Raw genomic sequence first — 23,107 nt, 5'->3', positions numbered from 1 at the left:
CCACGCCGCGGCGAGGTCGCGGTGGACCCGGACGGGAGCGAGGTCGTGGTAGTCGAGGCCGGCACGGCGGAGGTAGCGGGTCGGCGGGGCCGTTCCAGGCCGGCAGGGCGGCGAGGACTCCCGCGCAGCGGTGGGTGTTGGCCAGCGCCCACGTCGTGGCCAGGTGCGCGCCCAGGGAGATGCCGCCCACGAGCAGCGGTGCGTCGGCGTCGTCGGCGTCGTCGGCGAGCCGGTCGAGGAGGGCGAGGGAGCCCTCGACGACGTCCTCGCCCGGCGGTGGTGGCGGGGCCGTCACGGTCACCCCGACGGCGGCCAGCGGACGGCTGAAGACGGACCGGACGAAGTGCTCGTCCGACCCGGTTCCGGGTAGGAGTACGGCGGTGCGGGGCGGCTTGACCGAGGTCACCTTGCGATCCTCGCGGAAGTCGGATTCGCTACCGGCGACAGGGTTAGTCTGGTGGTTGAGAGCCTGCTCACATCGGTGGGTTCTCGCAGGATCACACAGGAAAGCAGGCGCGATGTCTGCCAAGGACAGTGGCTACTTCAGCCGCTTGGTTCGCAAGTTGACCAGTGACATAGAAGAACTGGACGCCGAGGACCTCTCCGAACGGTCGGAGGCCGGAGGAGCCCGACGGGCGTGCGACTGCCGCTCGGGTGAGGAAGTGACCGTGCTGGGCCGGTTGCGCAGCGTGGATCTCTGCCCGGGCAGTGCCGCGGCGACGGTGGAAGCCGAGTTGTTCGACGGCACCGACGACGTCACCCTCGTGTGGCTGGGCCGCAGACGCATTCCGGGTATCGAACCCGGCCGTACGATCAAGGCACGGGGCAGGCTCGGCGAGCGCGACGGTCGCAAGGTGCTGTACAACCCGTACTACGAACTGCTGCAAGCGACCGGATGAGAGTATGCGCGCGTGACTGAACACCCGAAACGTTCCCGGACCGACCTGGACCACGATCCCTCCGGTGACTCCGCTGACTCCCGCGCCGACCGTCGGGACGAGACGTCGCCGGACACGGGGGAATCGTCGGACGCGGCGGAATCGTCGGAGGAACGTGCCGAGCCGACCATGCTCGAGCAGATGGGTGGCGTCTCCGGACTGCTGTACTCGTCGCTGCCGGTCGTGGTGTTCGTGCTCGCCAACGCGATGTTCGGGCTCACCGTCGGAATCTGGACCGCGCTCGGCAGCGCCGTGGCGATCGCCGTCGTGCGGGTGGTGCGCAAGGAGCCGCTCCAGCCCGCGATCTCCGGCCTGTTCGCCGTCGGGGTGGCGGCGTTCCTCGCCTACCGGACGGGCTCGGCCAAGGGCTTCTTCCTGTTCGGCATCTGGACGAGCCTGGTGTACTTCGTGGTGCTCGCCGGGTCCGTCGTCGTCCGTTGGCCGCTGGCCGGTGTGGTGTGGAATCTCCTCAACGGCAGCGGCATGGCCTGGCGCAAGGACAAGCCGTCCCGCCTGGGGTACGACGTCGCCACGCTGGCGCTCGCGGCGGTGTTCGCGGCGCGTTTCGTGGTGCAGCGGTGGCTCTACGACGAGGACCTCACCGGCTGGCTCGCCTTCGCCAAGATCGCGATGGGTTACCCGTTGTACGGGCTGGCTCTCCTGGTCGTCGTGTGGGCCGTGCGACGTTCCGACCGCAGGCTCAAGGAGCTGGCCGCGTCGGCCCCGCCCGTCGAGACCGACGAGCAGATCGAGGCGCGCCTGCGGGTGAAGTACGGAGAGGCGCCGCCCAACCAGGCGTGACGGGACGGGGGCGATCTCCCGTCACGGCATGGATTGGCCGTTCACCCCGAGGGCTCGCCGGATGTCCGGCTCGGTGCCGGCCGAGGTCACGAACAGCAGCTCGTCGCCGGGTTCGAGCGGGTCGTCCGGCTGCGGCACGATGACGCGCTCCCCGCGCAGGATGGTGACCAGCGCGACGTCACGCGGCAGCGCCAGCTCCCGCACCGGCTTGCCCGCCACGGGTGTGTCGGCGGGCAGGGTCAGCTCCACCAGGTTGGCCTGGCCCTGGCGGAACGTCATGAGCCGCACGAGGTCGCCGACGCTGACGGCCTCCTCCACCATCGCGGCCAGGATGCGCGGGGTGGACACGGCGACGTCCACACCCCAGCTCTCGGTGAACAACCACTCGTTGGCGGGATTGTTCACGCGGGCCACCACCCGGCGCACGGCGAACTCCGTCTTGGCGAGCAGCGACACGACGAGGTTCACCTTGTCGTCTCCCGTCGCGGCGATGACCACGTCGCACAGCTGGATCCCGGAGTCCTCGAGCGTGGACATCTCGCACGCGTCCCCGAGGACCCAGTCGGCCTCCGGCACCGTTTCGGGTACGAACTGCCGTGACTGGCGCTCGATGAGCATGACGGTGTGCCCGGCCTCGACGAGCTCCGAGGCGATGGACCGGCCCACCGCGCCCGCACCCGCGATCGCGACCCGCATCAGCTCTCCTCCTGCGGTGGCCGCGCGGCCACGCTCGTGACGTCGGTGATGGTGCCCGACAGGGCGGCCGCGTACACGACGTCGTCGGCCTGGAGCACCGTCTTGCTCTGGGGGAGGATGCCCGTGCCGAACCGCATGACGAACGCCACCCGGCAGTCGGCCGCGCTTTCGAGTTCCTGGACGGTGTGGCCGATCCAGTTCTCGTGCACCGGGAGCTGCAGCAGGGCCACGCTCCCGGTCGGCTCGCGCCACGACGTCGCCGTGCCCTCTGGCAGCAGCGTGCGCAGGAACCGGTCGGTGGTCCACGGAACCGTGGCGACGGTGGGAATGCCCAACCGCTCGTACACGGCGGCCCGCTTCGAGTCGTAGATCCGCGCGACGACGTGTTCCACGCCGAAGGTCTCGCGGGCGACCCTGGCCGAGATGATGTTGGAGTTGTCGCCGCTGGACACCGCGGCGAACGCTTCCGCCTGCTCGATGCCCGCCTCGATGAGCACGTCGCGGTCGAAGCCCATGCCCAGCACCTGCCTGCCGTGGAACGCGGGACCGAGGCGGCGGAACGACTCCCGTTCCTTGTCGATCACCGCGACGTCGTGGCCCAGCCGCTCCAGCGCGGCCGCGAGGGACGCGCCGACCCGGCCGCAACCCATGATCACCACGTGCACGTTGCTGTCCTCCTGCCACCCCGGTGACGATCGGCGTCCCTGCCTCAGGGTCACGCACAACCTACCCGCACGCGAGCCCGGAGACCGGCTTCGTCGACCCGCGATCCGGTGACCGTTCGGTGTCGGGTGCTCGCCTCTCGTCACACGACGCCTCTCGCCGAGGATTACGCTCCAGCCGTGTCCAAGTTCGCCACGGCGATGAAGCGCGTTCTGCTGGGGCGCCCCTTCCGCAGTGATCGTCTGCCGCGCACGCTGCTGCCGAAGCGGATCGCCCTGCCGGTGTTCGCCTCCGACCCGATGTCGTCGGTGGCGTACGCGCCCGAGCAGATCCTGCTCATGCTCTCGGTCGCGGGTGCCTCCTCGTACGTCTACAGCCCGTGGATCGGCCTGGTCGTCGCGCTCGTCATGGTCGTGGTGATCGCCGCCTACCGCCAGAACGTGCGGGCGTACACGTCCGGAGGCGGCGCCTACGCGGTCGCGACCGCCAACCACGGTGCCCGGGTCGGTCTCGCCGTCGGTGCGGCGCTGCTGGTGGACTACGTGCTCACGGTGGCGGTCTCGACGGCGTCCGCCGCGGCCACCATCGGTTCGGCCGTGCCGTACGTCGCCGAACACAGGGTCGATTTCGCGGTGGCGGCCATCGTGGTGCTCGCGGCGATGAATCTGCGGGGCGTGCGCGAGTCGGGCAGGCTGTTCGCGATCCCCGTCTACGCGTTTGTGGTCGGGATCCTCGGCATGGTCGCCTGGGGTGTGGTGCGCACGTTCCTGCTGGGCGACGAACTGCGGGCCGAGAGTGCGGGATTCCAGGTCGTGGAGGAGCCCGAGCAACTCGCCGGGCTGGGCTTCGTGTTCCTGCTGTTGCGCGCGTTCTCCTCGGGCAGCGCGGCGTTGACGGGTGTGGAGGCCATCGCCAACGGTGTGCCGGCGTTTCGCAAACCCAAGGGACGCAATGCCGCCACGACACTGCTGTTCCTGGGACTGCTGGCGATCCCGATGTTCCTCGGGCTGCTGTTTTTGGCCGACGCCAGCGGTGTCGTGCTGGCGGACGACCCGCAGCGGCAGCTGATCAACGCACCGGAAGGCTACGAGCAGAAGACCCTGATCGCGCAGGTCGCCGGTGCCGTCTTCAGTGGATTCACCCCGGGTGTCTGGTACGTCGTCTTCTTCACCGGGCTGGTCCTCGTGTTCGCCGCGAACACGGCGTTCAACGGGTTTCCGGTACTGGGGTCGATCCTGGCGCAGGACCGCTTCCTGCCCCGGCAGCTGCACACCCGGGGTGACCGGCTGGCCTTCAGCAACGGCATTCTGGTGCTCGCCGGGTTCGCCATCGCGCTCGTCATCGTGTTCGACGCGCAGGTGACCGCCCTGATCCACCTGTACATCGTCGGTGTCTTCGTGGCGTTCGTGGCGAGCCAGAGCGGCATGATCCGGCACTGGAGCCGGGAGCTGCGCGGCGAAGAGGATCCTGCCGCCCGGGCGCGCATGCGCCGGGCTCAGGCGATCAACGCCGTGGGACTCGTGCTGACCGCGGCCGTGCTGGTCGTCATCCTCGTCACCAAGTTCCTCGCGGGTGCGTGGATCTCGATCGCCGCCATGGCGTTCTTCTACGTTCTCATGCGCGCCATCCGCCGCCACTACGACCGGGTGGCCGCGGAGATCGCGGCGACCGGCGAGGAGGTGACGCTGCCCGCCCGCAACCACGCCATCGTGCTGGTGTCGCAGCTGCACAAACCGGCGTTGCGGGCACTGGCCTACGCCAAGGCGACGAGACCCGACGTGCTGGAGGCCGTCACCGTCAACGTGGACGAGGACGAGACACGCGCCCTGATGCGGGAGTGGGAGAAGCGGCGCATCTCGATGCCTCTGAAGGTCGTGGAGTCGCCGTACCGGGAGATCACCAAGCCGGTGCTGGACTACGTCCGCAGAGTGCGCGGAGACCAGCCGCGTAACGTCGTCACGGTGTTCATTCCCGAGTACGTCGTGGGCCGCTGGTGGGAGCAACTGCTGCACAACCAGAGCGCGCTGCGGCTGAAGACCCGGCTGCTGTTCCAACCGCGGGTGATGGTGACGAGTGTGCCGTGGCAACTGGAGTCCTCGCATCGGGCCACCACCCGCGCCGCCCGCAGGCGACGGCGTCCGGTGGTCGGTGACGTGCGGCGTGGTTTCCACACGGGCGAGGCGGACAGGACGGCGTCGGCCCGGGGGAAGGGAGCGCGTTCGTGACGCAGGACTGGACGGGCCGCACGCTGGAACTGACGGTCGGGGCGGTGGCACACGGCGGACACTGTGTGGCCAGGGTGGACGGACGGGTCGTGTTCGTCCGCCACGCGTTGCCGGGCGAGCGGGTGCTCGCGGAGGTGACCGAGGACCCGGGCAAGTCGTTCTGCCGGGCGGACGCGGTGAAGGTGCTCACGGCGTCGCCCGACCGGGTCGAGCCGTCGTGTCCCGTGGCGGGGCCGGGGTTGTGCGGTGGCTGCGACTGGCAGCACGCGAGCGGTGCGGCGCAGCGGGAGCTGAAGGCCCGGGTCGTGGAGGAGCAGTTGGCCAGGCTGGCCGGCCTGGACTTCCCCGTGACGGTCGAGGAACTGCCGGGCGGGCTGTTGCGGTGGCGGACGCGGGTGCGCTTCGTCGCCGCCGCCGACGGGCACGCGGGCCTGCGACCTCACCGCAGCCACCGGGTGGTGCCGTTGACCGACTGCCCGATCACCGTCCGCGGCGCGGTGGACGCCGTGCTCCCGGATCGGTGGTCCGACGGTGACGAGGTCGAGGCGACCGAGGACGCCGACGGCGACGTGCACGTGCGGCGCCTGCCCGGGCGGGGGAGACGCCCCGAGCAGCGACAGGGCGGACTGGCCGTGCAACGGGCCGCGGGACGGGAGTGGCGGCTGGCCGCGCACGGCTTCTGGCAGGTGCATCCCGAGGCGGCCGACACCTTCGCCCGGGTCGTGCGCGAGTGGGCGCAGGCCTCGCCCGGAGCGCGGGCGTGGGACCTCTACGCCGGGGTGGGGCTGTTCGCCTCCGTGCTCGCCGAGCAGGTCGGCCCGAGGGGCCGGGTGCTCGCGGTGGAGTCGGGCCGCCGCGCGGTGGCCGACGGCAAGGCCAACCTCGCGGACCTGCGCCAGGTGTCCTGGCGGTGCGGGCAGGTGGAGCACGTGCTGCGCGACCGCCGTGACTCGCCGGAGGTCGTGGTGCTGGACCCGCCGCGCAAGGGCGCGGGCCGCGTCGTGGTGGAGCGGATCGCCGCCGCGGCACCCGAGCGCATCGTCTACGTGGCCTGCGACCCGGCCGCGCTCGCCCGGGATGTCGCCACGTTTGCGAAGCTCGGATACCGGCTGGCGCGCCTCCGGGCGTTCGACGCCTTCCCGATGACCCACCACGTGGAGTGCGTGGCGCTCCTCGTGTCCGAGGCGAAGGCGGACTGACGGACTCGGGCCGGCCCGGCTCCTCTCGGATGGCCGGGCCGGCCCGACTGTCGCACCGCGGTCCTCTCGGCCCCGTGGGCCGCGGTGCGGCCGAGGTCGCGCCCCCGATGGCGACCTCGGCCGTCGGCTGTCAGGAAGGACTGCCGACCGTCTCCTTGACCTCCTCGTCGGACTCGGCGAGCCGCTGCTGGAGCCGTTCGCCCTCGACGTCGACGTTGGGCAGCACCTTGTCGAGCGGCCGCGGGAGCCACCACGCGGCCTTGCCGAGCAGCGCGAGTGTGGCGGGCACGATGGCCATCCGGACGACGAAGGCGTCGAACAGGACGGCGATCGCGAGACCGAACCCGATCATCTTGATCATCGACTCGTCGGAGCCGACGAACCCGGCGAACACGCTGATCATGATCAGCGCCGCGGCCGTGACGACCCGGGCGCCGTGGCGGAAGCCGGTCACGATCGACTCCTGCGCGCTCTCGCCGTGGACGTAGGCCTCCCGCATGCGTGTGACCAGGAAGACCTCGTAGTCCATCGCCAGGCCGAAGACGAGGCCGACCAGGAAGATCGGCATCAGGCTCATGATCGGGCCGGTCTGCTCCACGCCGACCAGGTCGGCCAGCCAGCCCCACTGGAACACCGCGACCACGGCTCCCAGCGCGGCGATGACCGACAGCAGGAAGCCCAGCGCGGCCTTCAGCGGTACGAGCAGCGAGCGGAACACGATCACCAGCAGGACGAAGGCGAGCCCGACCACCAGCGCCAGGTAGGGCAGCAGGGCGTCGTCCAGCTTCTGCGAGACGTCGATGCCCATCGCGGTCTGGCCCGTGACCAGGATCCGCGCGCCCGTCGTGTCGGCGAGGTCGGTGGCCTCGGCGCGGATGTCGTGGACGAGGTCCTCGGTCTCCGTGCTGCTGGGCGCTGACATCGGGATGACGGTGATCATCGCCGTGTCGCCGGCCTGGTTGAACGTGGGCGGCATGGCCATGGCGACGTTGTCGAGGCCCTGCAGGGCCTTGCCCGTGGCGGCGGCCGCCGCCTGCGGGTCGTCGCTGCCACGCGCGTCGACCGTGACCACGAGCGGTCCGTTGGTGCCGGGACCGAAGCCCTCGGAGATGAGGTCGTAGGCCTTGCGCTGGCTCGTGTCGACGGGCTTGGAGCTGTCGTCGGGCAGCCCGAGCTGCAGGTCGGTCGCCGGGATGGCGATGACCCCGAGGCCCGCGACACCGAGGACGAGCACGGCCACGCGGTGCCGGAGGACGAACCGCGCCCACCGGGTACCCGCGCCGGGCTTGCCCTCCGCGGCTTCGCGAGCGGCCTTGTCACGCTGCTTGCGCGGCAGGACCCGCTTGCCCGCCATGCCGATGAGCGCCGGGATGAGGGTGAGCGCGACGAGCACGGCCAGAACCACCGCACCGGCGGCGGCGAAACCCATCTTCGTGAGGATCGGGATGTTCACCACGGCGAGACCGGCCAGCGCGATGACGACGGTGAGCCCGGCGAAGACGACCGCCGATCCCGCGGTGCCGGTCGCGCGTCCGATCGCGTCCAGCGGTGCCCGGCCTTCCGCGAGTTCGGCGCGGTAGCGGGACACGATGAACAGCGAGTAGTCGATCCCGACCGCGAGCCCGATCATCGTGGCCAGGATGGGTGTCGTGCTGTCGAGTTCCAGCGTCTGCGTGAGCAGCGTGATGACGGCGACGCTGATGCCCACACCGACGAGCGCGGTGGCCAGCGGCAGCCCCGCCGCGACGAGCGAGCCGAACGTCACGAGCAACACGACGGCCGCGATGAGCACACCGATGACCTCGGTGGCGCCGGTCTCGGGGATCGTCAGCAGAGCGTCCCCGCCGATCTCCACGGCCAGCCCGGCGTCCCTGCCCTTCTCCGCGGCGGCCTGCAGGGCGTCCCGGGTCGCGTCGGTCAGTTCGAGGGCGGAGCCGTCGTAGGTCACCTGCGTGTAGGCGATCGTCGCGTCGCGGCTGACGCTCTGCGCCTGGAACGGGTCGACGGCCTGCTGGACCTGCGCGCCCTCCGCCAGGTCGGCGACGATCTTGGCGATGGTCTTCCGGTGCTCCGCGTCGGTGAGCGTGTCGCCCTCGGGAGCCTGGAAGACGACGCGGGCGGTGGCGCCGTCCGGTGTGCTGCCGGGGAAGCGTTCCTCCAGCAGCTCGAACGCCTGCTGTGCCTCGGTTCCGGGAATCGAGATCGCGGTGGAGGCTGTCGAGGACGTCGTCGCGGCGGCGCCGCCGACTGCGGCGAGTATCAGCACCCACAGTACGGCGACCAGACCGCGTCGCCGGAAGGCGAAGCGGCCGAGCCGGTACAGCATCGTGGCCATGCGGAGGCACTCCTGGTTGGTCGGTGGGGACGGAAAAAATGGGCGGGAAAAGCCCGGCCGACGGACCCCGGTGGGGCCGCAACCGAGGTGAGTCACGCGATGCCGAGCGCGGGGAAGACCACCGCCCTGAGGTATCCCTCCATGTACTCGGCGTCGACGTCCTTGTTCTCGACGAGCTTGCGCGTGCCGAGGGCACCGAGGATCAGGTGCACGATGTAGTCGTTGGCCGGGTTGTCCGCGGCGAGTTCACCGCGTTCGACAGCGCGGCCGACGACGGTGTCCAGCAACTCCAGGCCCGGTCTGATGTGGAGATCGTGCAGTGCCTGCCACAGCTCGGCGTCCTTGGTCACGGCGTGGGCCAGACCGTTCAACAGGGCCGTGTCCTCGGTGGCGTGAGTGATCAGGTCGCGGACCATCCGGCGGAGATCCTCCGCCAGCGATCCGGTGTCGACCTCGGGGGGCGCGCCGGCGAGGTGACGCAGAGCTGTCGCGACGAGCTTCGGTTTGCTCTCCCACTGTCGGTAGAGCGTCGCCTTGCTCGCTTTGGTGCGCGCGGCGACGGCGTCCATCGTGAGGGCCTCGTAGCCGTGTTCCCGGACGAGATCCACCACGGCGGTGAAGAGCTCCCGCTCTCGTTCCGGCGTGAGCCGAGTCCGGCGGGGCGTCGAGGGGGACGCCGACGTGGACATACCGTACTCCAGACAGAAACGAAACTGTTTCGTACAAGAGTAGTGTACTCGTCGGTAGGGCCGGGTTTCAGCGCGGTCAGGCCACCCCGCATGCGGTGCTGGTCACAGCATGCGAGGTGGCCTGTGGGGTGTGCCTGCGGGGTGCCTGCGGGGATGGTCGTCAGGCGACGAGGTAGAGCACGGAAGCCAGACCGAAGCCGACGAGACCGATGGTGGTCTGCATGACCGTCCAGGTCTTCAGCGTCGTCTTGACGTCCATCTGGAAGAACCGGCCCACCAGCCAGAAGCCGGAGTCGTTGACGTGGCCCGCGGTCACCGAGCCCGCGGCGAGGGAGAGCACGATCGCCACGACCTCGATCGAGTTGAACCCACCGCCCAGGACCAGCGGCTGCACCAGGCCCGCCGCGGTGGTGAGGGCGACGGTGGCCGAGCCCTGTGCGATCCGCAGCACCGTGGCGATGACGTAGGCGGCCACGATCACGGGCAGGCCCATGTCCGCGAGCGCGTCGGACAGCGCGTCGCCGATGCCGCTCGCGCGCAGCACGCCACCGAACATGCCACCGGCGCCGGTGATCAGGATGATGGCGCACACGGGTCCGAGCGCCGAGTCGAGGATCTGCTCCACCACGGTCTTGTCGCGGCCGCGGCGCGTGCCGAGCACGTACATCGCCACGAAGACGGTGATCAGCAGTGCCACCGGTGTGGACCCGAGCGCCACCAGGACGTTGAACCAGCCGGCATCGCCGTCGATCCACCCGGCGTCGGCGGCCGTGCTCAGGCCGGTGTTGGCGAAGATCAGCACCAGAGGCAGCAGGAGCAGACCGATGACCGTGCCCGCGCTCGGCGGGTTCTCGTCGGTCTCGGCCTCGCCCAGGATGTCCGGCACGGGCAGCACGATGCGCTTGCCGATCCACAGGCCGTACAGGTAGCTCGTGAGGTACCAGGTCGGCACCGCGAGCAGCACCGCGAACGCGATGACCAGGCCCACGTCGGCTCCCAGCAACGTGCTCGCGGCGACCGGGCCCGGGTGCGGCGGCACGTAGACGTGCATGACCGAGAACGCGCCCGCCGCGGGCAGGCCGTAGCGCAGCACGCCGCCGCCGAGCCTGCGCGCCACCGAGAAGATGATCGGCAGCATGACCACGAGGCCGGCGTCGAAGAAGATCGGGAAGCCGAAGAGCAGCGATGCGATGCCCAGCGCGAGCGGCGCGCGTTTCTCGCCGAACCGTCGGATGAGCGCGTCGGTGAGGGCTTGGGCTCCGCCGCTCACTTCGAGCAGTCGTCCCAGCATCGCGCCGAAGCCCACCAGCAGCGCGACGCTGGCGAGTGTGGATCCGAAGCCCTCGGTGAGCGTGTCCACGACCGCCTCGGCGGGGATGCCGGTGGCGAACGCGGTCGCGAGGCTGATGGCGACGAGCGCCAGGAACGCGTGCACGCGCAGGGTGATGATGAGCAGTAGCAGGACGGCGACCGCGCCTGCGGCGATGCCCAACAGCGGGCCCGCGCCGAGGGTTTGTGTCCACTCGTCGGTGTTCATACGAAGCTCCGTTGCTGTCGCGGTGGGGAAGGGGTGTCGGTGCTAGCGCTCCGGAGCGCGGAGCGCAAGGCCCGTGAGCGCGGACTCGACGATCTGGTCGGGTTCCTGGCCGAGGTCGACCACCACGCCGTCCTCGTCGCCGGCCAGTGGTTCGAGGTCGGCGAACTGGGAGTCCAACAGCGACGGCGGCATGAAGTGGTCCGACCGGACGGACAGGCGCTCCATGATGAGCGGTGCGTCGCCCGCGAGGTGGACGAAGCGCACCCGGGCGCGGGCTCCGCGGAGGAGGTCGCGGTAGGCCCGTTTGAGTGCCGAGCAGCTCACGATCGTGCTTTCGCCCGTCTCGGCGCGCTCCGTGATCCAGTCCCGGAGGGCTTCGAGCCAGGGGATCCGGTCGTCGTCGGTGAGGGGGACGCCCGCGGACATCTTCCGGATGTTGTCCGGGGGGTGGAACTCGTCGGCCTCGGCCAGCGGCCACCCGAGTTCGTCCGCGAGCCGCCGGGCGATGGTGGTCTTGCCCGCTCCGGACACCCCCATCACCACCAGGCAGGTGGCACTCATGACGCACCTCAATCGAAAGGTATGACTATTGGTGGCGAAAGATAACACCATTGCTCCGTCCGTGTGAAGACGGCGGGGCCCGATAGGCTCTGACACGTGAGCGTTGAGCCGGAGGCGGGGGCGGACGTCCTGCACAACACCGTGTTGGACACGATGGGTTCGGACATCACCAGCGGCGTGCTGGCCAGCGGTGACGTCCTCACGCTCGACCGGATCCAGGAGCGGTTCGGCGTGTCCCGGACGGTGGCCCGCGAGAGCATGCGCGTGCTCGAGTCCATGGGGCTGGTGCGCTCACGCCGGCGCGTCGGCATCACCGTGCAGCCGCGGTCGAGCTGGAACGTCTTCGACCCCCGGGTGATCTGGTGGCGGCTGTCCGGTCCGGGGCGCGACGAACAGCTGCGCTCGCTCACCGAGCTGCGGATCGCGGTGGAGCCGCTGGCGGCGGCCGCGGCAGCGCGCAGCGCGTCGGCGAGCGAACGAGCGCGGGTCGTGGAGCTCGCCGCCGAGATGCGCCGACTCGGCGAGGCGGGACGGCTCGACGTCTTCATGGAGCGCGACGTCGCCTTCCACACCCTGCTGCTGCGCGCGAGCGGCAACGAGATGTTCGGCGCGCTTGCCGACGTCGTCGCCGTGGTGCTGCGCGGGCGCACGCACCTCGGCCTCATGCCGCAGCAGCCCGTGCCTGAAGCGCTCGACCTGCACGAGCGGGTCGCGGCTTCGGTGGCGCGCGGTGAGCCGAACGCCGCCGAGGCGGCGATGACGGAGCTGCTGGCCGAGGTCCGCGACGCGATGCTGCCGCTCTGGCGGCGTTGAACCGGCTGAGCCGACCGAGCCGCGTGGCCTCGTCAACGCCGCGTGGCGTCCTCCGCGATCATGTCGGCGGCCTTCTCCCCGATGGCCATGGTCGTGATGCACGGGTTCACGGCCGTGAGGAAAGGCATCGCGGACCCGTCGGCGACGCGCAGGCGTTCCACACCGCGCACCCGCAGACGTTCGTCCAGCGGAGCGAGCGGATCGCCGGCCGGCCCCATCTTCACGGTGCACGACGGGTGGTAGACGGTGTTGTGCGTCTTGATGATGTAGTCGGCGAGCTCCTCGTCGGTCTGCGCCTCCGGCCCCGGGGCGAGTTCCGCACCGGCCCACTCCTGCATCGCGGGCTGCGACACGATCCGCCGGGCCAGCCGGATGCCGTACGTCATCACGCGCATGTCGTGCGGGTCGGTGAAGTAGCGCGGGTCGACCTTCGGGCGGTCGCGGAAGTCGGGGGTGCGCAACGTGACCGTGCCCGTGGAGCGCGACCGCGTGACGTTCGGGGTGAGGCAGAACCCGTTCTCGGTGGACGGGTAGCCGTGCCGCAGCGTGTTCAGGTCGAAGGGCACCGACCCGTAGTGGAACATCAGGTCGGGGCGGTCCAGACCAGGCTCGGTGGTGGTGAAGATGCCGATCTCCCACCACTGGGTCGACTCGTTCACCATGGGGCGGCGCGCGTCCCACTGGACCAGACCTTCGGGGTGGTCCTGCAGGTTGCGTCCCACGCCGGGGGAGTCGACGAGCACGTCGATGCCGAAGCCCGCGAGCTCCTCCGCCGGGCCGATGCCGGAGAGCTGGAGCAGCTTCGGGCTGTCGATGGCGCCGCAACTCACCACCACCTCGCCCCGCGCCACCACGTGTTCACTGTGGACGAGGTCCTCGGTGAGGATCTCCACGCCGGTGCAGCGCAGGCCGTCGAAGGTCAGCCGCTTCGCGCGCACGCCGGTGCGCACCTCCAGGTTGGACCGTTTCCCCATGACCGGGTGCAGGTAGGCCACCGACGACGACGCCCTCGTGCCGTCCTCGAACGCGTTGATCTGGAACCAGTTCGCGCCGTTGGTCACCGTGGTGCCCGTGTTGAAGTCGGTCGTCGGAATCCCGGCCTGCTCGCAGGCCTGCAGGAGCGCCACGCCGGCCGGGTCGTGCGGAGGGACGGAGCGGAGACGCACCGGACCCTCCCGCCCGTGGTCGCCGGGGCCGTCGTTGTTCTCCAACTCCCGGAACAGCGGGAAGATGTCGTCGGCCGACCAGCCCAGCAGGCCCAGGGACGCCCACTCGTCCAGGTCCTCGGCCGGCGCCCAGAAGGCGATGCACGAGTTGTGCGAGGAACACCCTCCGAGCACCTTCGCCCGGGCGTGCCGCAGGAAGGAGTTGCCGTTCTCCTGAGGTTCGACCGGGTAGTCCCAGTCGTAACCGGACTCCAGCAACGCCATCCAGCGGTCGAGGCGCAGGATCGCAGGGTCGTCCACATCGGATGGGCCGGCCTCCAGCAGGCAGACGGACGTGTTCGGATCCTCCGACAGACGGGCGGCGACCACGGCCCCGGCCGTGCCGCCCCCGACGACGACGTAATCGAACTCGCGCGACATGGGGGCTCCCTCTTCTCGGCTGTCGTCGTGGGACCCTCGGCGACTCGGCGCGGACTGCGCCAACGGTCCGGGCCGCCCACCAGACCAGTATCCGGCGGACCGCCTCCGACAGCAGCGCTTCGCCCGAAGGTGGGCCTGCTCGGGAGACGTCCCTAGACTAAGCAGAACGAGGCAGCGAGAACGACGGCGAGCGAGGTGGAGCGTGACGTTGCTGGAGTCCGTGCACGGGCCGGCCGACCTCAAGCGGATGGACCACGACCAACTGGGCGTGCTGGCAGGGGAGATCAGGGATTTCCTCGTGGACAAAGTGTGCAGGGCGGGCGGCCATCTCGGACCCAACCTCGGGATCGTCGAGGTCACCCTTGCGGTGCACCGGGTCTTCGACTCACCGAGGGACGCCCTGCTCTTCGACGTGGGGCACCAGTCGTACGTACACAAGATCGTGACGGGACGGCACCGCGAGTTCGACAGCCTACGGCAGCAGGGCGGCATCGCGGGCTACCCGGCCCGAGCGGAGAGTGAGCACGACTTCATCGAGAACAGCCACGCCTCCACGGCGCTGTCGTACGCGGACGGCCTGGCCAAGGCGTATCAGCGTGAGGGCGGGGGCAGGCACGCCGTGGCGGTCGTCGGTGACGGCGCGCTGACCGGCGGCATGTGCTGGGAGGCGCTGAACAACATCGCCGCCGATCCCGAACGCCCTGTCGTCATCGTCGTCAACGACAACGGCCGCTCGTACTCCCCGACGATCGGCGGGTTCGCCGAGCACCTCGCGGCACTGCGCCTGCGCCGGGGTTACGAGAAGTTCCTCGACGGCGGCAAGGAGCTGCTGCAGAACACGCCGGTGGTGGGCAAGCCCCTCTACACGGCGCTGCACGCGGCGAAGGCCGGCATCAAGGACGCGCTGAGCCCGCAGGTGATGTTCTCCGACCTTGGGCTCAAGTACATCGGTCCGGTGGACGGGCACGACCTGCCGGCGCTGGAGAAGGCGCTGCAGAACGCCAGGGCCTTCGGCGGCCCGGTCGTGGTGCACGCGGTCACCGAGAAGGGGCACGGTTACGCGCCCGCGGTGAACCACCAGGCCGACCAGATGCACCAGACCGACCCGATCGACCCGCAGACCGGCAAGCCGCCCGCCAAGGGGCTGAGCTGGACGTCGGTGTTCGGCGAGGAACTCGTCAAGATCGGGGCCGAGCGCGAGGACGTGGTGGCCATCACGGCCGCCATGCTGCGCTCCACCGGCCTGCAGCCGTTCTCCGAGGCCTACCCGGACCGCTGGTACGACGTCGGCATCGCCGAGCAGCACGCCGTCGCCTCCGCCGCCGGACTGGCGATGGGTGGACTGCACCCCGTGGTGGCGGTGTACTCCACCTTCCTCAACCGCGCGTTCGACCAGGTCCTGATGGACGTGGCGCTGCACAACCTGCCGGTGACGCTGGTGCTCGACCGCGCGGGCGTGACGGGGCCGGACGGGCCGAGCCACCACGGGATGTGGGACCTGTCGCTGCTGGGCATGGTTCCGGGCATGCGGGTGGCCGCACCACGCGACGCCCGCACCTTGCGCGAGGAGCTGCGTGAGGCGGTCGAGGTCTCCGACGGTCCCACCGCGTTGCGGTTCTCGCGGGGCGGGGTCGTCGACTCGGTGCCCGCCGTGGAGCGCGTCGGGACCGTGGACGTCCTGCGGCACGACGAGCGCGGTGACGTGTTGCTCGTGGCGGTCGGTGCGTTCGCCCGGCTCGGGCTGGCGGCGGCCGAACGGCTCGCCGACCAGGGGATCGGTGTCACCGTCGTCGACCCCCGCTGGGTCGTGCCGGTGCCCGAGGAGCTCGTCGCGCTCGCCGAGTCGCACCGCCTGGTCGTCACGCTGGAGGACAGCGGTCGGCACGGTGGGTTCGGGTCGGCCATGGCCGCGACCCTGCGCGACGCCGACTGCGACGTGCCGTTGCGCGACCTCGGGATCCCGCAACGGTTCCTCGAACACGGCACGCGCGACGAGGTGCTGGCGAGCATCGGTCTCACCGCCCAGGACGTGGCGCGCAGCGTCACCGAGTGGGCCGCGGGCAGGCTCGGTGACGCCACGCGCGAAGCCGGTGACGTTTCCCACCCCGTCGACGAGGCGATGGACACACCTCGCGACTAGAGGAGCGTGCCGTCGGACTCTTCCGAACAGGTGTATGACACGGTGTTGACGTGCGCGTATTGGTTGTAGAGGACGAGGCGCCGTTGGCCGAGGCGGTGGCACGCGGCCTGCGGCGCGAGGGAATGGCGGTCGACGTCGCGTTCACCGGGGACGAGGGCCACGAGAAGGCCACCGTCACCCGGTACGACGTCGTCGTGCTCGACCGCGACCTCCCCGGGATGTCGGGCGACGAGTTGTGCCGGGAGATCGTCACGTCGGGCGAACTGACCCGCGTGTTGATGCTCACCGCCAGCGGGTCGGTGTCCGACCGCGTCGAGGGGCTGTCCCTGGGCGCCGACGACTACCTGGCCAAGCCCTTCGCCTTCCCGGAGCTCGTGGCGCGGGTGCGGGCGCTCGGCCGCAGGGCCACGCCCGCCACCCCGCCCGTGCTCGTGGCCGACGACGTGGAGCTGGACCCGGCCAAACGGTCCGTGCACCGGGCCGGGCGGCCGGTCGAACTCACGCGCAAGGAGTTTGGGGTCCTGGAAGTGCTGTTGTCGGCCAAGGGCGCGGTGGTCAGCAGCGAGGAGTTGCTGGAGCGGGTCTGGGACGAGAACGCGGACCCGTTCACCACGACCGTGCGGGTGACGGTGATGACGCTGCGCAAGAAGCTCGGTGAGCCCGGGATCATCGAGACCGTCGTGGGGTCGGGTTACCGGGTGCCCGGTGCGGGCACCGCGGCCGGCTCTGCTTCGCTGGATCGGTGATTCGCCGCACCGGTCTCCCCGCGCGTACCCTCCGCGCTCGCGTCACCGTGCTCGCGACGTCGCTCGTCGCCGTGGTGAGCGTGCTCCTGCTGTGGCTGGCGTGGCGGCTCGTCGGTGACTCGGTCGCCGCGGTGCCGCAGCTGCCGCCGGGAACCCTGGTGCAGGTGGACGGCGTGGACGTGGAGGCCTCCGTGCTCGCCGAACACCTCCAGGAGCAGGCGCGGCAACGGATGGTGGTCGCCGGGCTGAGCGCGTTCGGGTTCGTGGTCACGGCCGCGGGGATCCTCGCGTGGACGCTGACGTCGCACGTGCTGCGGCCCCTGCGGGAGATCACCGACACCGCGCGGAGGTTGTCGGTCGAGTCGATGGGGGAGCGCATCGGCGACGTCCGTACCCGGGACGAGCTGGCCGAGCTCGCCCACACCTTCGACGCGATGCTCGACCGCCTTCAGGCGGCGTTCGACGCGCAGCGGCATTTCGTGGCCAACGCGAGCCACGAGTTGCGGACTCCGCTCGCCGTGATCCGCACCGAGCTCGACGTGACGCTGTCCGACGACGAGGCGGATGAGGCGGAGCTGCGACGCATGGCGGGTGTGGTGCGTGACGCGACCGATCGGGCGGAGCGGCTCGTGAACGCGTTGCTGCTGCTCGCGCGCACCGACGGAGCCGAACTGCCGGTGACCGAGCGGGTGCACCTCGGCGACGTCGTGGAGAGCGCCTGGCAGGCCGTCCGGGCCGGCGCCGAGGACAAGGGCGTGACGGCCCGGTTCGACCTCGGGGAGGCCACCACGACGGGCGACCCGGCACTGCTCGAACGCGTCGCCGGGAATCTCGTCGAGAACGCCGTCACACACAACGTCGAGAACGGCTGGATCGAGGTCACCACCCGCAGGGGAGACGGACCCTGGGTGGTGCTCACCGTGCGCTCGTCCGGAGGCGTGATCGCCGCCGACGACGTGGCCGGGCTGTTCGAGCCGTTCCGCAGGGCGGGAGTCGCCCGAACCGCCCGCACCGGCGCGGGTCTGGGACTGTCGATCGTGCAGGCCGCCGTCCGCGCACACGGCGGCTCGGTGCGTGCCGAGCCGGTTCCCGACGGCGGCCTCGCGGTCACGGTGCTGTTGCCCGCCGCCTGAGTCAGGCGCGGGCCTGCAGCGCGGTGCTGACGGCCTCCGCGGTCAGCTCGACCTGCCACGGCCGGGCGCCGCCCTCGGCGAGCACCGCTGCCACGGACTCCGGCGACGTGTCGGCGGGCGGATGCCAACAGGTGCGGCGCAGCAGGTCCGGCAGCAGCAGGTTCTCCACCGGGAGCTGGTGGTGCTCCGCGATGTCGGCCAGCGCCGTCCTCGCGGCGGCCAGCCGGGCGGCCGCGTCGGGATCCTTGTCGGCCCACCGGTTCGCGGGCGGTGGACCGTCGTGCGCCACGGCGATGCTCGGGAGCTCGGAGTCGGGCAGAGTCCGCGCATGGTGCAACTGCCGCAGCCAGCGGGCGGCCTGTTTGCGCTGCACCCGGCCACCGAACACCGGAAGCTGCTGAAGCTCGGTCACGGTCCGCGGGGCCGCCAGCACGGCGTTGATGATCGCGCTGTCGGGGAGAATCCGCCCCGGCGCCCGGTCACGCTTGCGGGCGAGCTCGTCGCGGGCCTCCCACAACGCTCGGACGGCGGCGAGCCCCCGCGCGGTACGGATCTTGTGGATGCCGGACGTGCGACGCCACGGCTCCGAGCGCGGGCGCGGCGGTTCGGCCGTGCGGACGGCCTCGAACTCCTGCCGGGCCCAGTCGAGCTTCCCTGACGCCGCCAACTCGGCTTCCAACTTCTCGCGCAGCGGCACGAGCAGCTCGACGTCGAGAGCGGCGTAGTTCAGCCAGTCGACCGGCAGTGGGCGGCGCGACCAGTCGGCCGCACTGTGGCCCTTCTCCAGCCGGTAGCCGAGCAGCTCCTCGACGAGCGTGCCCAACGCCACGCGCTGGTGGCCCGCGAGCCTGCCCGCCAGTTCGGTGTCGAACAACGACGGCGGACGGAGACCGAGCTCGGCGAGACACGGCAGATCCTGGGACGCCGCGTGGAGCACCCATTCGACGTCGTTCATCACCTCGGCGAGCGGTGCGAGGTGGTCGCGCAGGGGAATGGGATCGATGAGGAAGGTCCCGGCACCCTCACGCCTGATCTGCACGAGGTAAGCCCTCGGCCAGTAGCGGTAGCCGGAGGCACGTTCGGTGTCCACGGCGAGCGCGCCGCTGCCCTCGGCCAGTCGTGCACATGCCGCGCGCAACGTGGCTGGGTCGGCGATCACATCGGGTGTGCCGTCGGCCGGTTCCGTCAACGGAAGAGGTGCAGAGTCCTCCGGCGGGCCGGAGCCTTGATCTGCGTTGTCCACGTTTGTGAACCCTACGGGACGGACCACCGCGCCTGGTTCGCCCGCCCCGTAGGGCCGCAAGTGCTAGCGGATCACGCCCGCGCGCATGGCCAACGCGACCATCTGCGCCCGGTCGCCGGTGCCGAGCTTGCGCCCGATGCGCGACAGGTGGGATTTCACCGTCAACGCCGAGAGGCTGAGCTCCTCACCGATCTCCTTGTTCGACTGGCCGTCGGCCACGAGCTGGAGCACCTCGACTTCGCGAGCGGACAGCTCGCGCGGCGTGTTGTCGGTGCCCGCCACCCGTGTTCCGGTGGCCAGGACGGGTGCGACGCTGGGATCGGCGTAGACGCCGCCCTCCAGCACCCGCCGCACGCCGTCGGTGACCACCACCGGCGACGCGGACTTCAGCAGATACGCCTGCGCGCCGGCCTGGAACGCCGAACGCACGGCGTACGGGTCGTCGGACGACGCGAGGACCACGACGCGGAGCCAACCGCTGCTGCGTAGCTCCGTGACGAGTTCGATACCGCTGCCATCCGGCAGCCCGAGGTCGAGGATCGCGAGGTCACACGGCCCAGTCGCGGCCGCCCTCGCTCTCGCCTCGGCGACGGTCGCGGCCTCGTGGACCGTGCCGGCGCCCATCTGCGCAAGTCGTGCGGCGATCGCCTCCCTCAACAGCGGGTGGTCGTCGACCACCAGCACAGAAAACAGTTCCTCCCGCGGGTGCGGGACCATGCTCGCCGGCAACGAGCCGGCTGGCGTGGATCGGACGGCCTGAGTAAAGCCGACGGCAGCCACGTCACTACCTCCCTGGAGTCGGTCGTGCCCCCCGACCGGCACCGGGACTTTCGGCCGATCAGCCGCGCCAGCTTTAGACCGAAAGTGGTGTCGTCGAAAGCACTCTAGCCGCCCAAGTGGGTCAGTGGGGGCATTCACCGCGGATCTGTCCCTTTCGGGTAATGCCTCACGGCCCGTCTTATAGCGCATTCGGGTTCTTATACGGAAAGTGGTTAACGCATAGCGCAGAGTCGACGATGTAAGGGAGTTCTCACGTGCTGGATGCCCGTGCATCCGCCCTGTGCAGGAGGGCTGTTGGACGGCGCGCGAGGCGACGCGGGTGCCGCGGATGCGTGTTTCGCGTCGAAAACCCGCGTCCGAACGCATGCGCACTCGTGGCCCTTACGTGAGGGGAGAGTTGCGAATGAAAACAATTATGCGGTGAGAACGTTCCGTTGCCTCCGCCGGGGCGTCGGAGGGCGAAAACCACGGCAGGGGCAGGTCGGATGGGAGGGCGGAGTCAGCCGCCTCGTCGCTGGCCGAACATGCTCACGCCCACGGGCGGCAGGCCCGCGTAGTGCGAGAGCGCCATGGAGAACGCCTCGCCGTGAGGACGGAGATCGGTGGACGTCGGGGTCCACGACGCGCGGAGCTCGATGTCGTCGGTGCGGGTCGGACCCGCGATGTCGCCGAACCGGGCCGACGACGTCTCGGTGACCGTGCCGCCCAGCGCCGTCCAGGTCGCTCCCGTGGCGTCGAGGGCGTCGGTGAGCCACGCCCACCCCACGTCCGGCAGGAACGGATCGGTGGCCAGTTCGGCGTCGAGTTCGGCGCGCACGTAGACCACGAGCCGGAAGGTGCCCTGCCACCCGTCCTGGCCCTCCGGATCATGCAGGAGCACCAGGCGGCCCGTCGCGGGAACGTCCTCGGGGCCGGTGGCCTCCGCCGCGAGGGCGAACGCCCACGGTGCCAGGCGCTGGGGGGCCTTGATCGGCTCCAGCGTCATCTCGGGGCGCGGAGTCACGGAGCGCAACGAGGCAACGGCGGCGTGGAACTCGTCGGGTGCCTCAGTCATCGCGGTCACCACTCGACTGTAGGACGGGCCGCCGCGGGTGTGGGCACAGGCGCGCCGGGGACCGGGCCGTCGGAACGACATGGCACGATTGTTGGCGATGACAACTTCTTCTGCGTCGGCCCGTCGCACACTCTCCGACGCGCCGTTTCTCGTCGCCGCGCGGGGCGGAACACCCGCGCACGTTCCCGTGTGGTTCATGCGCCAGGCGGGTCGGTCGCTGCCGGAGTACCGGCGACTCCGCGAAGGCGTCCCCATGCTGCAGGCGTGCTTCGACCCCGAGATGCTCGCGGAGATCACGATCCAGCCCGTCCGCCGGCACGGTGTGGACGCCGCGATCCTCTTCAGCGACATCGTGGTGCCCCTGAAGGCCGCCGGTGTCGACATCGACATCGTCGCCGGCACCGGACCGGTCGCCGCAGAGCCCGTCCGATCCCGCGCCGACGTGGAGGCCCTGCCGGAGCTGGAGCCGGAGCAGGTGCGTCCGATCACCGACGGCGTGCGCCTGCTCACCGAGCAGCTGGGTGAGACGCCGCTCATCGGCTTCGCCGGTGCGCCGTTCACGCTGGCCTCCTACCTCATCGAGGGCGGGCCGAGCAAGAACCACGAGCGCACGAAGGCCCTCATGCACAGCGAGCCCGAGGTGTGGCACGCGCTCGCGGGCTCGCTCGCCCGCACCACGCTGACGTTCCTCCGCGCCCAGCTCGACGCGGGTGTGGACGCGGTGCAGTTGTTCGACTCGTGGGCCGGAGCGCTGTCGGTCAAGGACTACCGCACGTTCGTGCTGCCGCACTCCGCGGCGGTGCTGGACGGAGTGGCCGACTACGGCGTGCCCCGGATTCACTTCGGTGTGGGCACCGGCGAGCTGCTCCCGGACATGCGGGAGGCGGGCGCCGACGTCGTGGGCGTGGACTGGCGGCTGCCGCTCGATGAGGCCGCGCGGCGCCTCACCGTGCCGGGCAAGCCCGCTCCGGTCGTGCAGGGCAACCTCGACCCCGCGCTGCTGTTCGCGTCGTGGCCGGTCGTCGAGGCCGAGGTGCGCCGCATCGTCACCGAGGGCCGCGCCGCGGGCGGGCACATCTTCAACCTCGGCCACGGTGTTCTCCCCAACACCGATCCGGAGGTGCTGACCCGGGTCGTGGAGCTGGTGCACAGCCTGTGACGTACAGCGAGGAAAGGCCGAGGCATCCCCGACCGCGCGAGGTCGTCGTGGTGGGCGCGGGCGTCGCGGGACTGAGCGCCGCGTGGCGCCTGCGCGCCGAACTCGGTGCGCAGGCGCGGATCACGGTCTGCGACGCCGCGTCCGTGCTCGGGGGCAAGGTGCGCACGGTGGAACTCGCCGGTCGGCGGTTCGACGTGGGCGCGGAGGCAGTCCTCGCGCGGCGGCCCGAAGCGGTGGAGCTGATGCGGGAGGCCGGTCTCGCCGACCAGGTCGTGCACCCTACGTTGGCGTCCGGTTCGGTGCGTGCGCTCGGGCGGACGGCGGCACTGCCCAAGGGAACGATGATGGGCATCCCGGCGTCGGCCGAGTCGGTGGCCGGGGTGCTCTCGGCCGACGGAGTGCGCGCGGTGGAGGAGGAGCGCCACGCGCCCCCTCTCACCCTGCCCCCGCACGACGTGTCGCTGGGAGCGCTGCTGCGCGAGCGGTTCGGCGACGAGGTCGTCGAACGCCTCGTGGACCCGTTGCTCGGTGGCGTCTACGCAGGCGGTGCCGACGGTCTCGGGCTGCGTGCCACGGTGCCCGCCGTGGCCGCGGCCGTGGATGCCGGCGCCACCTCGCTCACGGAAGCGGTCGCGGCCACGCTCCCGGCCAAGCCGAGCAGCGCGCCAGTCTTCGCCACATTGCGCGACGGTCTGGGCGGACTCGTCGACCGGCTCGCGACGGGCAGTGCCGCGGAGCTGCGGCTCGGGCAGCCCGTGCGCGAGCTCCACCGGCGGCCCGGTGGCGGTTGGCGGGTGCGGCTCGGTGCC

General features: G+C 70.9%; 20 protein-coding genes and 1 pseudogene. 10 read left to right on the top strand and 11 right to left on the bottom strand.

Going from position 1 to position 23,107, the window contains the following annotated elements; genetic code table 11:
- Window positions 1-406 (bottom strand): annotated as a pseudogene (locus SACAZDRAFT_RS24230) (hypothetical protein); the annotation flags it as partial.
- Window positions 407-518: 112 nt separating this feature from the next.
- Here SACAZDRAFT_RS24230 and SACAZDRAFT_RS05410 point away from each other — a divergent pair.
- Together SACAZDRAFT_RS05410 and SACAZDRAFT_RS05405 are read left to right on the top strand one after the other, a co-directional pair.
- Window positions 519-899 (top strand): OB-fold nucleic acid binding domain-containing protein, encoded by a 381-nt coding sequence (locus SACAZDRAFT_RS05410; RefSeq protein WP_005439431.1) that lies wholly within the window; start codon window positions 519-521, stop codon window positions 897-899.
- A gap of 12 nt (window positions 900-911) precedes the next feature.
- The gene (locus tag SACAZDRAFT_RS05405) at window positions 912-1,739 is read left to right on the top strand and encodes a DUF3159 domain-containing protein (RefSeq protein WP_005439430.1); all 828 of its coding nucleotides are present in this window, start codon (window positions 912-914) and stop codon (window positions 1,737-1,739) included.
- Window positions 1,740-1,760: 21 nt separating this feature from the next.
- Here the strand turns inward: SACAZDRAFT_RS05405 and SACAZDRAFT_RS05400 are convergent, their stop codons facing one another.
- Together SACAZDRAFT_RS05400 and SACAZDRAFT_RS05395 are read right to left on the bottom strand one after the other, a co-directional pair.
- On the bottom strand, window positions 1,761-2,435 hold the full coding sequence (locus SACAZDRAFT_RS05400) for a potassium channel family protein (RefSeq protein ID WP_005439429.1): 675 nt from the start codon (window positions 2,433-2,435) through the stop codon (window positions 1,761-1,763).
- The gene (locus SACAZDRAFT_RS05395; RefSeq protein ID WP_005439428.1) at window positions 2,435-3,100 is read right to left on the bottom strand and encodes a potassium channel family protein; all 666 of its coding nucleotides are present in this window, start codon (window positions 3,098-3,100) and stop codon (window positions 2,435-2,437) included. The genes SACAZDRAFT_RS05400 and SACAZDRAFT_RS05395 overlap by 1 nt, the downstream gene beginning before the upstream one ends.
- Window positions 3,101-3,277: 177 nt before the next feature.
- On the opposite strand from SACAZDRAFT_RS05395, the gene SACAZDRAFT_RS05390 reads away from it, so the two are divergent.
- Both SACAZDRAFT_RS05390 and SACAZDRAFT_RS05385 read left to right on the top strand, forming a co-directional pair.
- The gene (locus SACAZDRAFT_RS05390) at window positions 3,278-5,323 is read left to right on the top strand and encodes an APC family permease (RefSeq protein WP_005439426.1); all 2,046 of its coding nucleotides are present in this window, start codon (window positions 3,278-3,280) and stop codon (window positions 5,321-5,323) included.
- Window positions 5,320-6,522 carry a class I SAM-dependent RNA methyltransferase gene (locus SACAZDRAFT_RS05385; RefSeq protein WP_005439424.1) on the top strand — a complete coding sequence of 401 codons (1,203 nt, stop codon included), beginning with the start codon at window positions 5,320-5,322 and terminating at the stop codon, window positions 6,520-6,522. The genes SACAZDRAFT_RS05390 and SACAZDRAFT_RS05385 overlap by 4 nt, the downstream gene beginning before the upstream one ends.
- A gap of 130 nt (window positions 6,523-6,652) precedes the next feature.
- Here the strand turns inward: SACAZDRAFT_RS05385 and SACAZDRAFT_RS05380 are convergent, their stop codons facing one another.
- The 4 genes from SACAZDRAFT_RS05380 to SACAZDRAFT_RS05365 form a co-directional block, all read right to left on the bottom strand.
- Window positions 6,653-8,857, bottom strand: coding sequence for an MMPL family transporter (locus SACAZDRAFT_RS05380; RefSeq protein ID WP_005439422.1), 2,205 nt, complete (start codon window positions 8,855-8,857; stop codon window positions 6,653-6,655).
- Window positions 8,858-8,949: 92 nt separating this feature from the next.
- Window positions 8,950-9,546 (bottom strand): TetR/AcrR family transcriptional regulator, encoded by a 597-nt coding sequence (locus SACAZDRAFT_RS05375; RefSeq protein WP_005439419.1) that lies wholly within the window; start codon window positions 9,544-9,546, stop codon window positions 8,950-8,952.
- Window positions 9,547-9,706: 160 nt separating this feature from the next.
- The gene (locus SACAZDRAFT_RS05370; RefSeq protein ID WP_005439417.1) at window positions 9,707-11,083 is read right to left on the bottom strand and encodes a GntP family permease; all 1,377 of its coding nucleotides are present in this window, start codon (window positions 11,081-11,083) and stop codon (window positions 9,707-9,709) included.
- Window positions 11,084-11,125: 42 nt separating this feature from the next.
- Window positions 11,126-11,644: a gluconokinase gene (locus SACAZDRAFT_RS05365; RefSeq protein WP_005439410.1), complete on the bottom strand. Its 519-nt coding sequence runs from the start codon at window positions 11,642-11,644 to the stop codon at window positions 11,126-11,128.
- A 96-nt stretch (window positions 11,645-11,740) separates the two neighbouring features.
- Here SACAZDRAFT_RS05365 and SACAZDRAFT_RS05360 point away from each other — a divergent pair, with 96 nt between their 5' ends.
- Window positions 11,741-12,457 (top strand): FadR/GntR family transcriptional regulator, encoded by a 717-nt coding sequence (locus tag SACAZDRAFT_RS05360; RefSeq protein ID WP_005439408.1) that lies wholly within the window; start codon window positions 11,741-11,743, stop codon window positions 12,455-12,457.
- Between the two features lie 32 nt (window positions 12,458-12,489).
- Here the strand turns inward: SACAZDRAFT_RS05360 and SACAZDRAFT_RS05355 are convergent, their stop codons facing one another.
- A complete protein-coding gene (locus tag SACAZDRAFT_RS05355; protein WP_005439397.1) occupies window positions 12,490-14,043 on the bottom strand; it encodes a GMC family oxidoreductase in 1,554 nt (517 codons plus the stop codon).
- A 202-nt stretch (window positions 14,044-14,245) separates the two neighbouring features.
- Here SACAZDRAFT_RS05355 and dxs point away from each other — a divergent pair, with 202 nt between their 5' ends.
- From dxs to SACAZDRAFT_RS05340, 3 genes are read left to right on the top strand one after another with little or no spacing between them, the layout of a single operon-like run.
- Window positions 14,246-16,183, top strand: a complete 1,938-nt coding sequence (gene dxs / locus SACAZDRAFT_RS05350) for a 1-deoxy-D-xylulose-5-phosphate synthase (RefSeq protein ID WP_005439392.1) — start codon at window positions 14,246-14,248, stop codon at window positions 16,181-16,183.
- Between the two features lie 50 nt (window positions 16,184-16,233).
- Window positions 16,234-16,929, top strand: coding sequence for a response regulator transcription factor (locus tag SACAZDRAFT_RS05345; RefSeq protein ID WP_005439386.1), 696 nt, complete (start codon window positions 16,234-16,236; stop codon window positions 16,927-16,929).
- The gene (locus SACAZDRAFT_RS05340; RefSeq protein WP_005439385.1) at window positions 16,926-18,062 is read left to right on the top strand and encodes a sensor histidine kinase; all 1,137 of its coding nucleotides are present in this window, start codon (window positions 16,926-16,928) and stop codon (window positions 18,060-18,062) included. The genes SACAZDRAFT_RS05345 and SACAZDRAFT_RS05340 overlap by 4 nt, the downstream gene beginning before the upstream one ends.
- A 1-nt stretch (window position 18,063) precedes the next feature.
- Here SACAZDRAFT_RS05340 and SACAZDRAFT_RS05335 read toward each other — a convergent pair whose 3' ends face one another.
- The 3 genes from SACAZDRAFT_RS05335 to SACAZDRAFT_RS05325 all read right to left on the bottom strand — a co-directional run bounded on the left by SACAZDRAFT_RS05335 (window position 18,064) and on the right by SACAZDRAFT_RS05325 (window position 21,139).
- Window positions 18,064-19,305, bottom strand: coding sequence for a ribonuclease D (locus tag SACAZDRAFT_RS05335; protein WP_005439384.1), 1,242 nt, complete (start codon window positions 19,303-19,305; stop codon window positions 18,064-18,066).
- A gap of 63 nt (window positions 19,306-19,368) precedes the next feature.
- Window positions 19,369-20,085, bottom strand: coding sequence for a response regulator transcription factor (locus SACAZDRAFT_RS05330; protein WP_005439383.1), 717 nt, complete (start codon window positions 20,083-20,085; stop codon window positions 19,369-19,371).
- 499 nt (window positions 20,086-20,584) lie between these two features.
- A complete protein-coding gene (locus tag SACAZDRAFT_RS05325; protein WP_005439382.1) occupies window positions 20,585-21,139 on the bottom strand; it encodes a DUF3000 domain-containing protein in 555 nt (184 codons plus the stop codon).
- 79 nt (window positions 21,140-21,218) lie between these two features.
- Between SACAZDRAFT_RS05325 and hemE the strand changes: the two genes are divergently transcribed.
- Window positions 21,219-22,298 carry a uroporphyrinogen decarboxylase gene (gene hemE / locus SACAZDRAFT_RS05320; RefSeq protein ID WP_005439381.1) on the top strand — a complete coding sequence of 360 codons (1,080 nt, stop codon included), beginning with the start codon at window positions 21,219-21,221 and terminating at the stop codon, window positions 22,296-22,298.
- The coding region (locus SACAZDRAFT_RS23710; protein ID WP_232286368.1) for an FAD-dependent oxidoreductase at window positions 22,295-23,107 on the top strand (813 nt) is incomplete at its 3' end. The genes hemE and SACAZDRAFT_RS23710, both read left to right, overlap by 4 nt.

The organism is Saccharomonospora azurea NA-128, assembly GCF_000231055.2.
GTDB classification, from domain to species: domain Bacteria; phylum Actinomycetota; class Actinomycetes; order Mycobacteriales; family Pseudonocardiaceae; genus Saccharomonospora; species Saccharomonospora azurea.
The sequence above is the reverse complement of the archived record's forward strand: the minus strand, read 5'-3'. Positions and strand labels throughout refer to the sequence as shown.

What these genes read in the sequence shown, in the direction of transcription:
- SACAZDRAFT_RS05355 (WP_005439397.1), bottom strand. Translation starts at nt 14,043, where the DNA reads ATGTCGCGCGAGTTCGATTACGTCGTCGTCGGGGGCGGCACGGCCGGG.
- SACAZDRAFT_RS05400 (WP_005439429.1), bottom strand. Translation starts at nt 2,435, where the DNA reads ATGCGGGTCGCGATCGCGGGTGCGGGCGCGGTGGGCCGGTCCATCGCC.
- SACAZDRAFT_RS05380 (WP_005439422.1), bottom strand. Translation starts at nt 8,857, where the DNA reads ATGGCCACGATGCTGTACCGGCTCGGCCGCTTCGCCTTCCGGCGACGC.
- hemE (WP_005439381.1), top strand. Translation starts at nt 21,219, where the DNA reads ATGGCACGATTGTTGGCGATGACAACTTCTTCTGCGTCGGCCCGTCGC.
- SACAZDRAFT_RS05410 (WP_005439431.1), top strand. Translation starts at nt 519, where the DNA reads ATGTCTGCCAAGGACAGTGGCTACTTCAGCCGCTTGGTTCGCAAGTTG.
- SACAZDRAFT_RS05325 (WP_005439382.1), bottom strand. Translation starts at nt 21,139, where the DNA reads ATGACTGAGGCACCCGACGAGTTCCACGCCGCCGTTGCCTCGTTGCGC.
- SACAZDRAFT_RS05365 (WP_005439410.1), bottom strand. Translation starts at nt 11,644, where the DNA reads ATGAGTGCCACCTGCCTGGTGGTGATGGGGGTGTCCGGAGCGGGCAAG.
- SACAZDRAFT_RS05370 (WP_005439417.1), bottom strand. Translation starts at nt 11,083, where the DNA reads ATGAACACCGACGAGTGGACACAAACCCTCGGCGCGGGCCCGCTGTTG.
- SACAZDRAFT_RS05375 (WP_005439419.1), bottom strand. Translation starts at nt 9,546, where the DNA reads ATGTCCACGTCGGCGTCCCCCTCGACGCCCCGCCGGACTCGGCTCACG.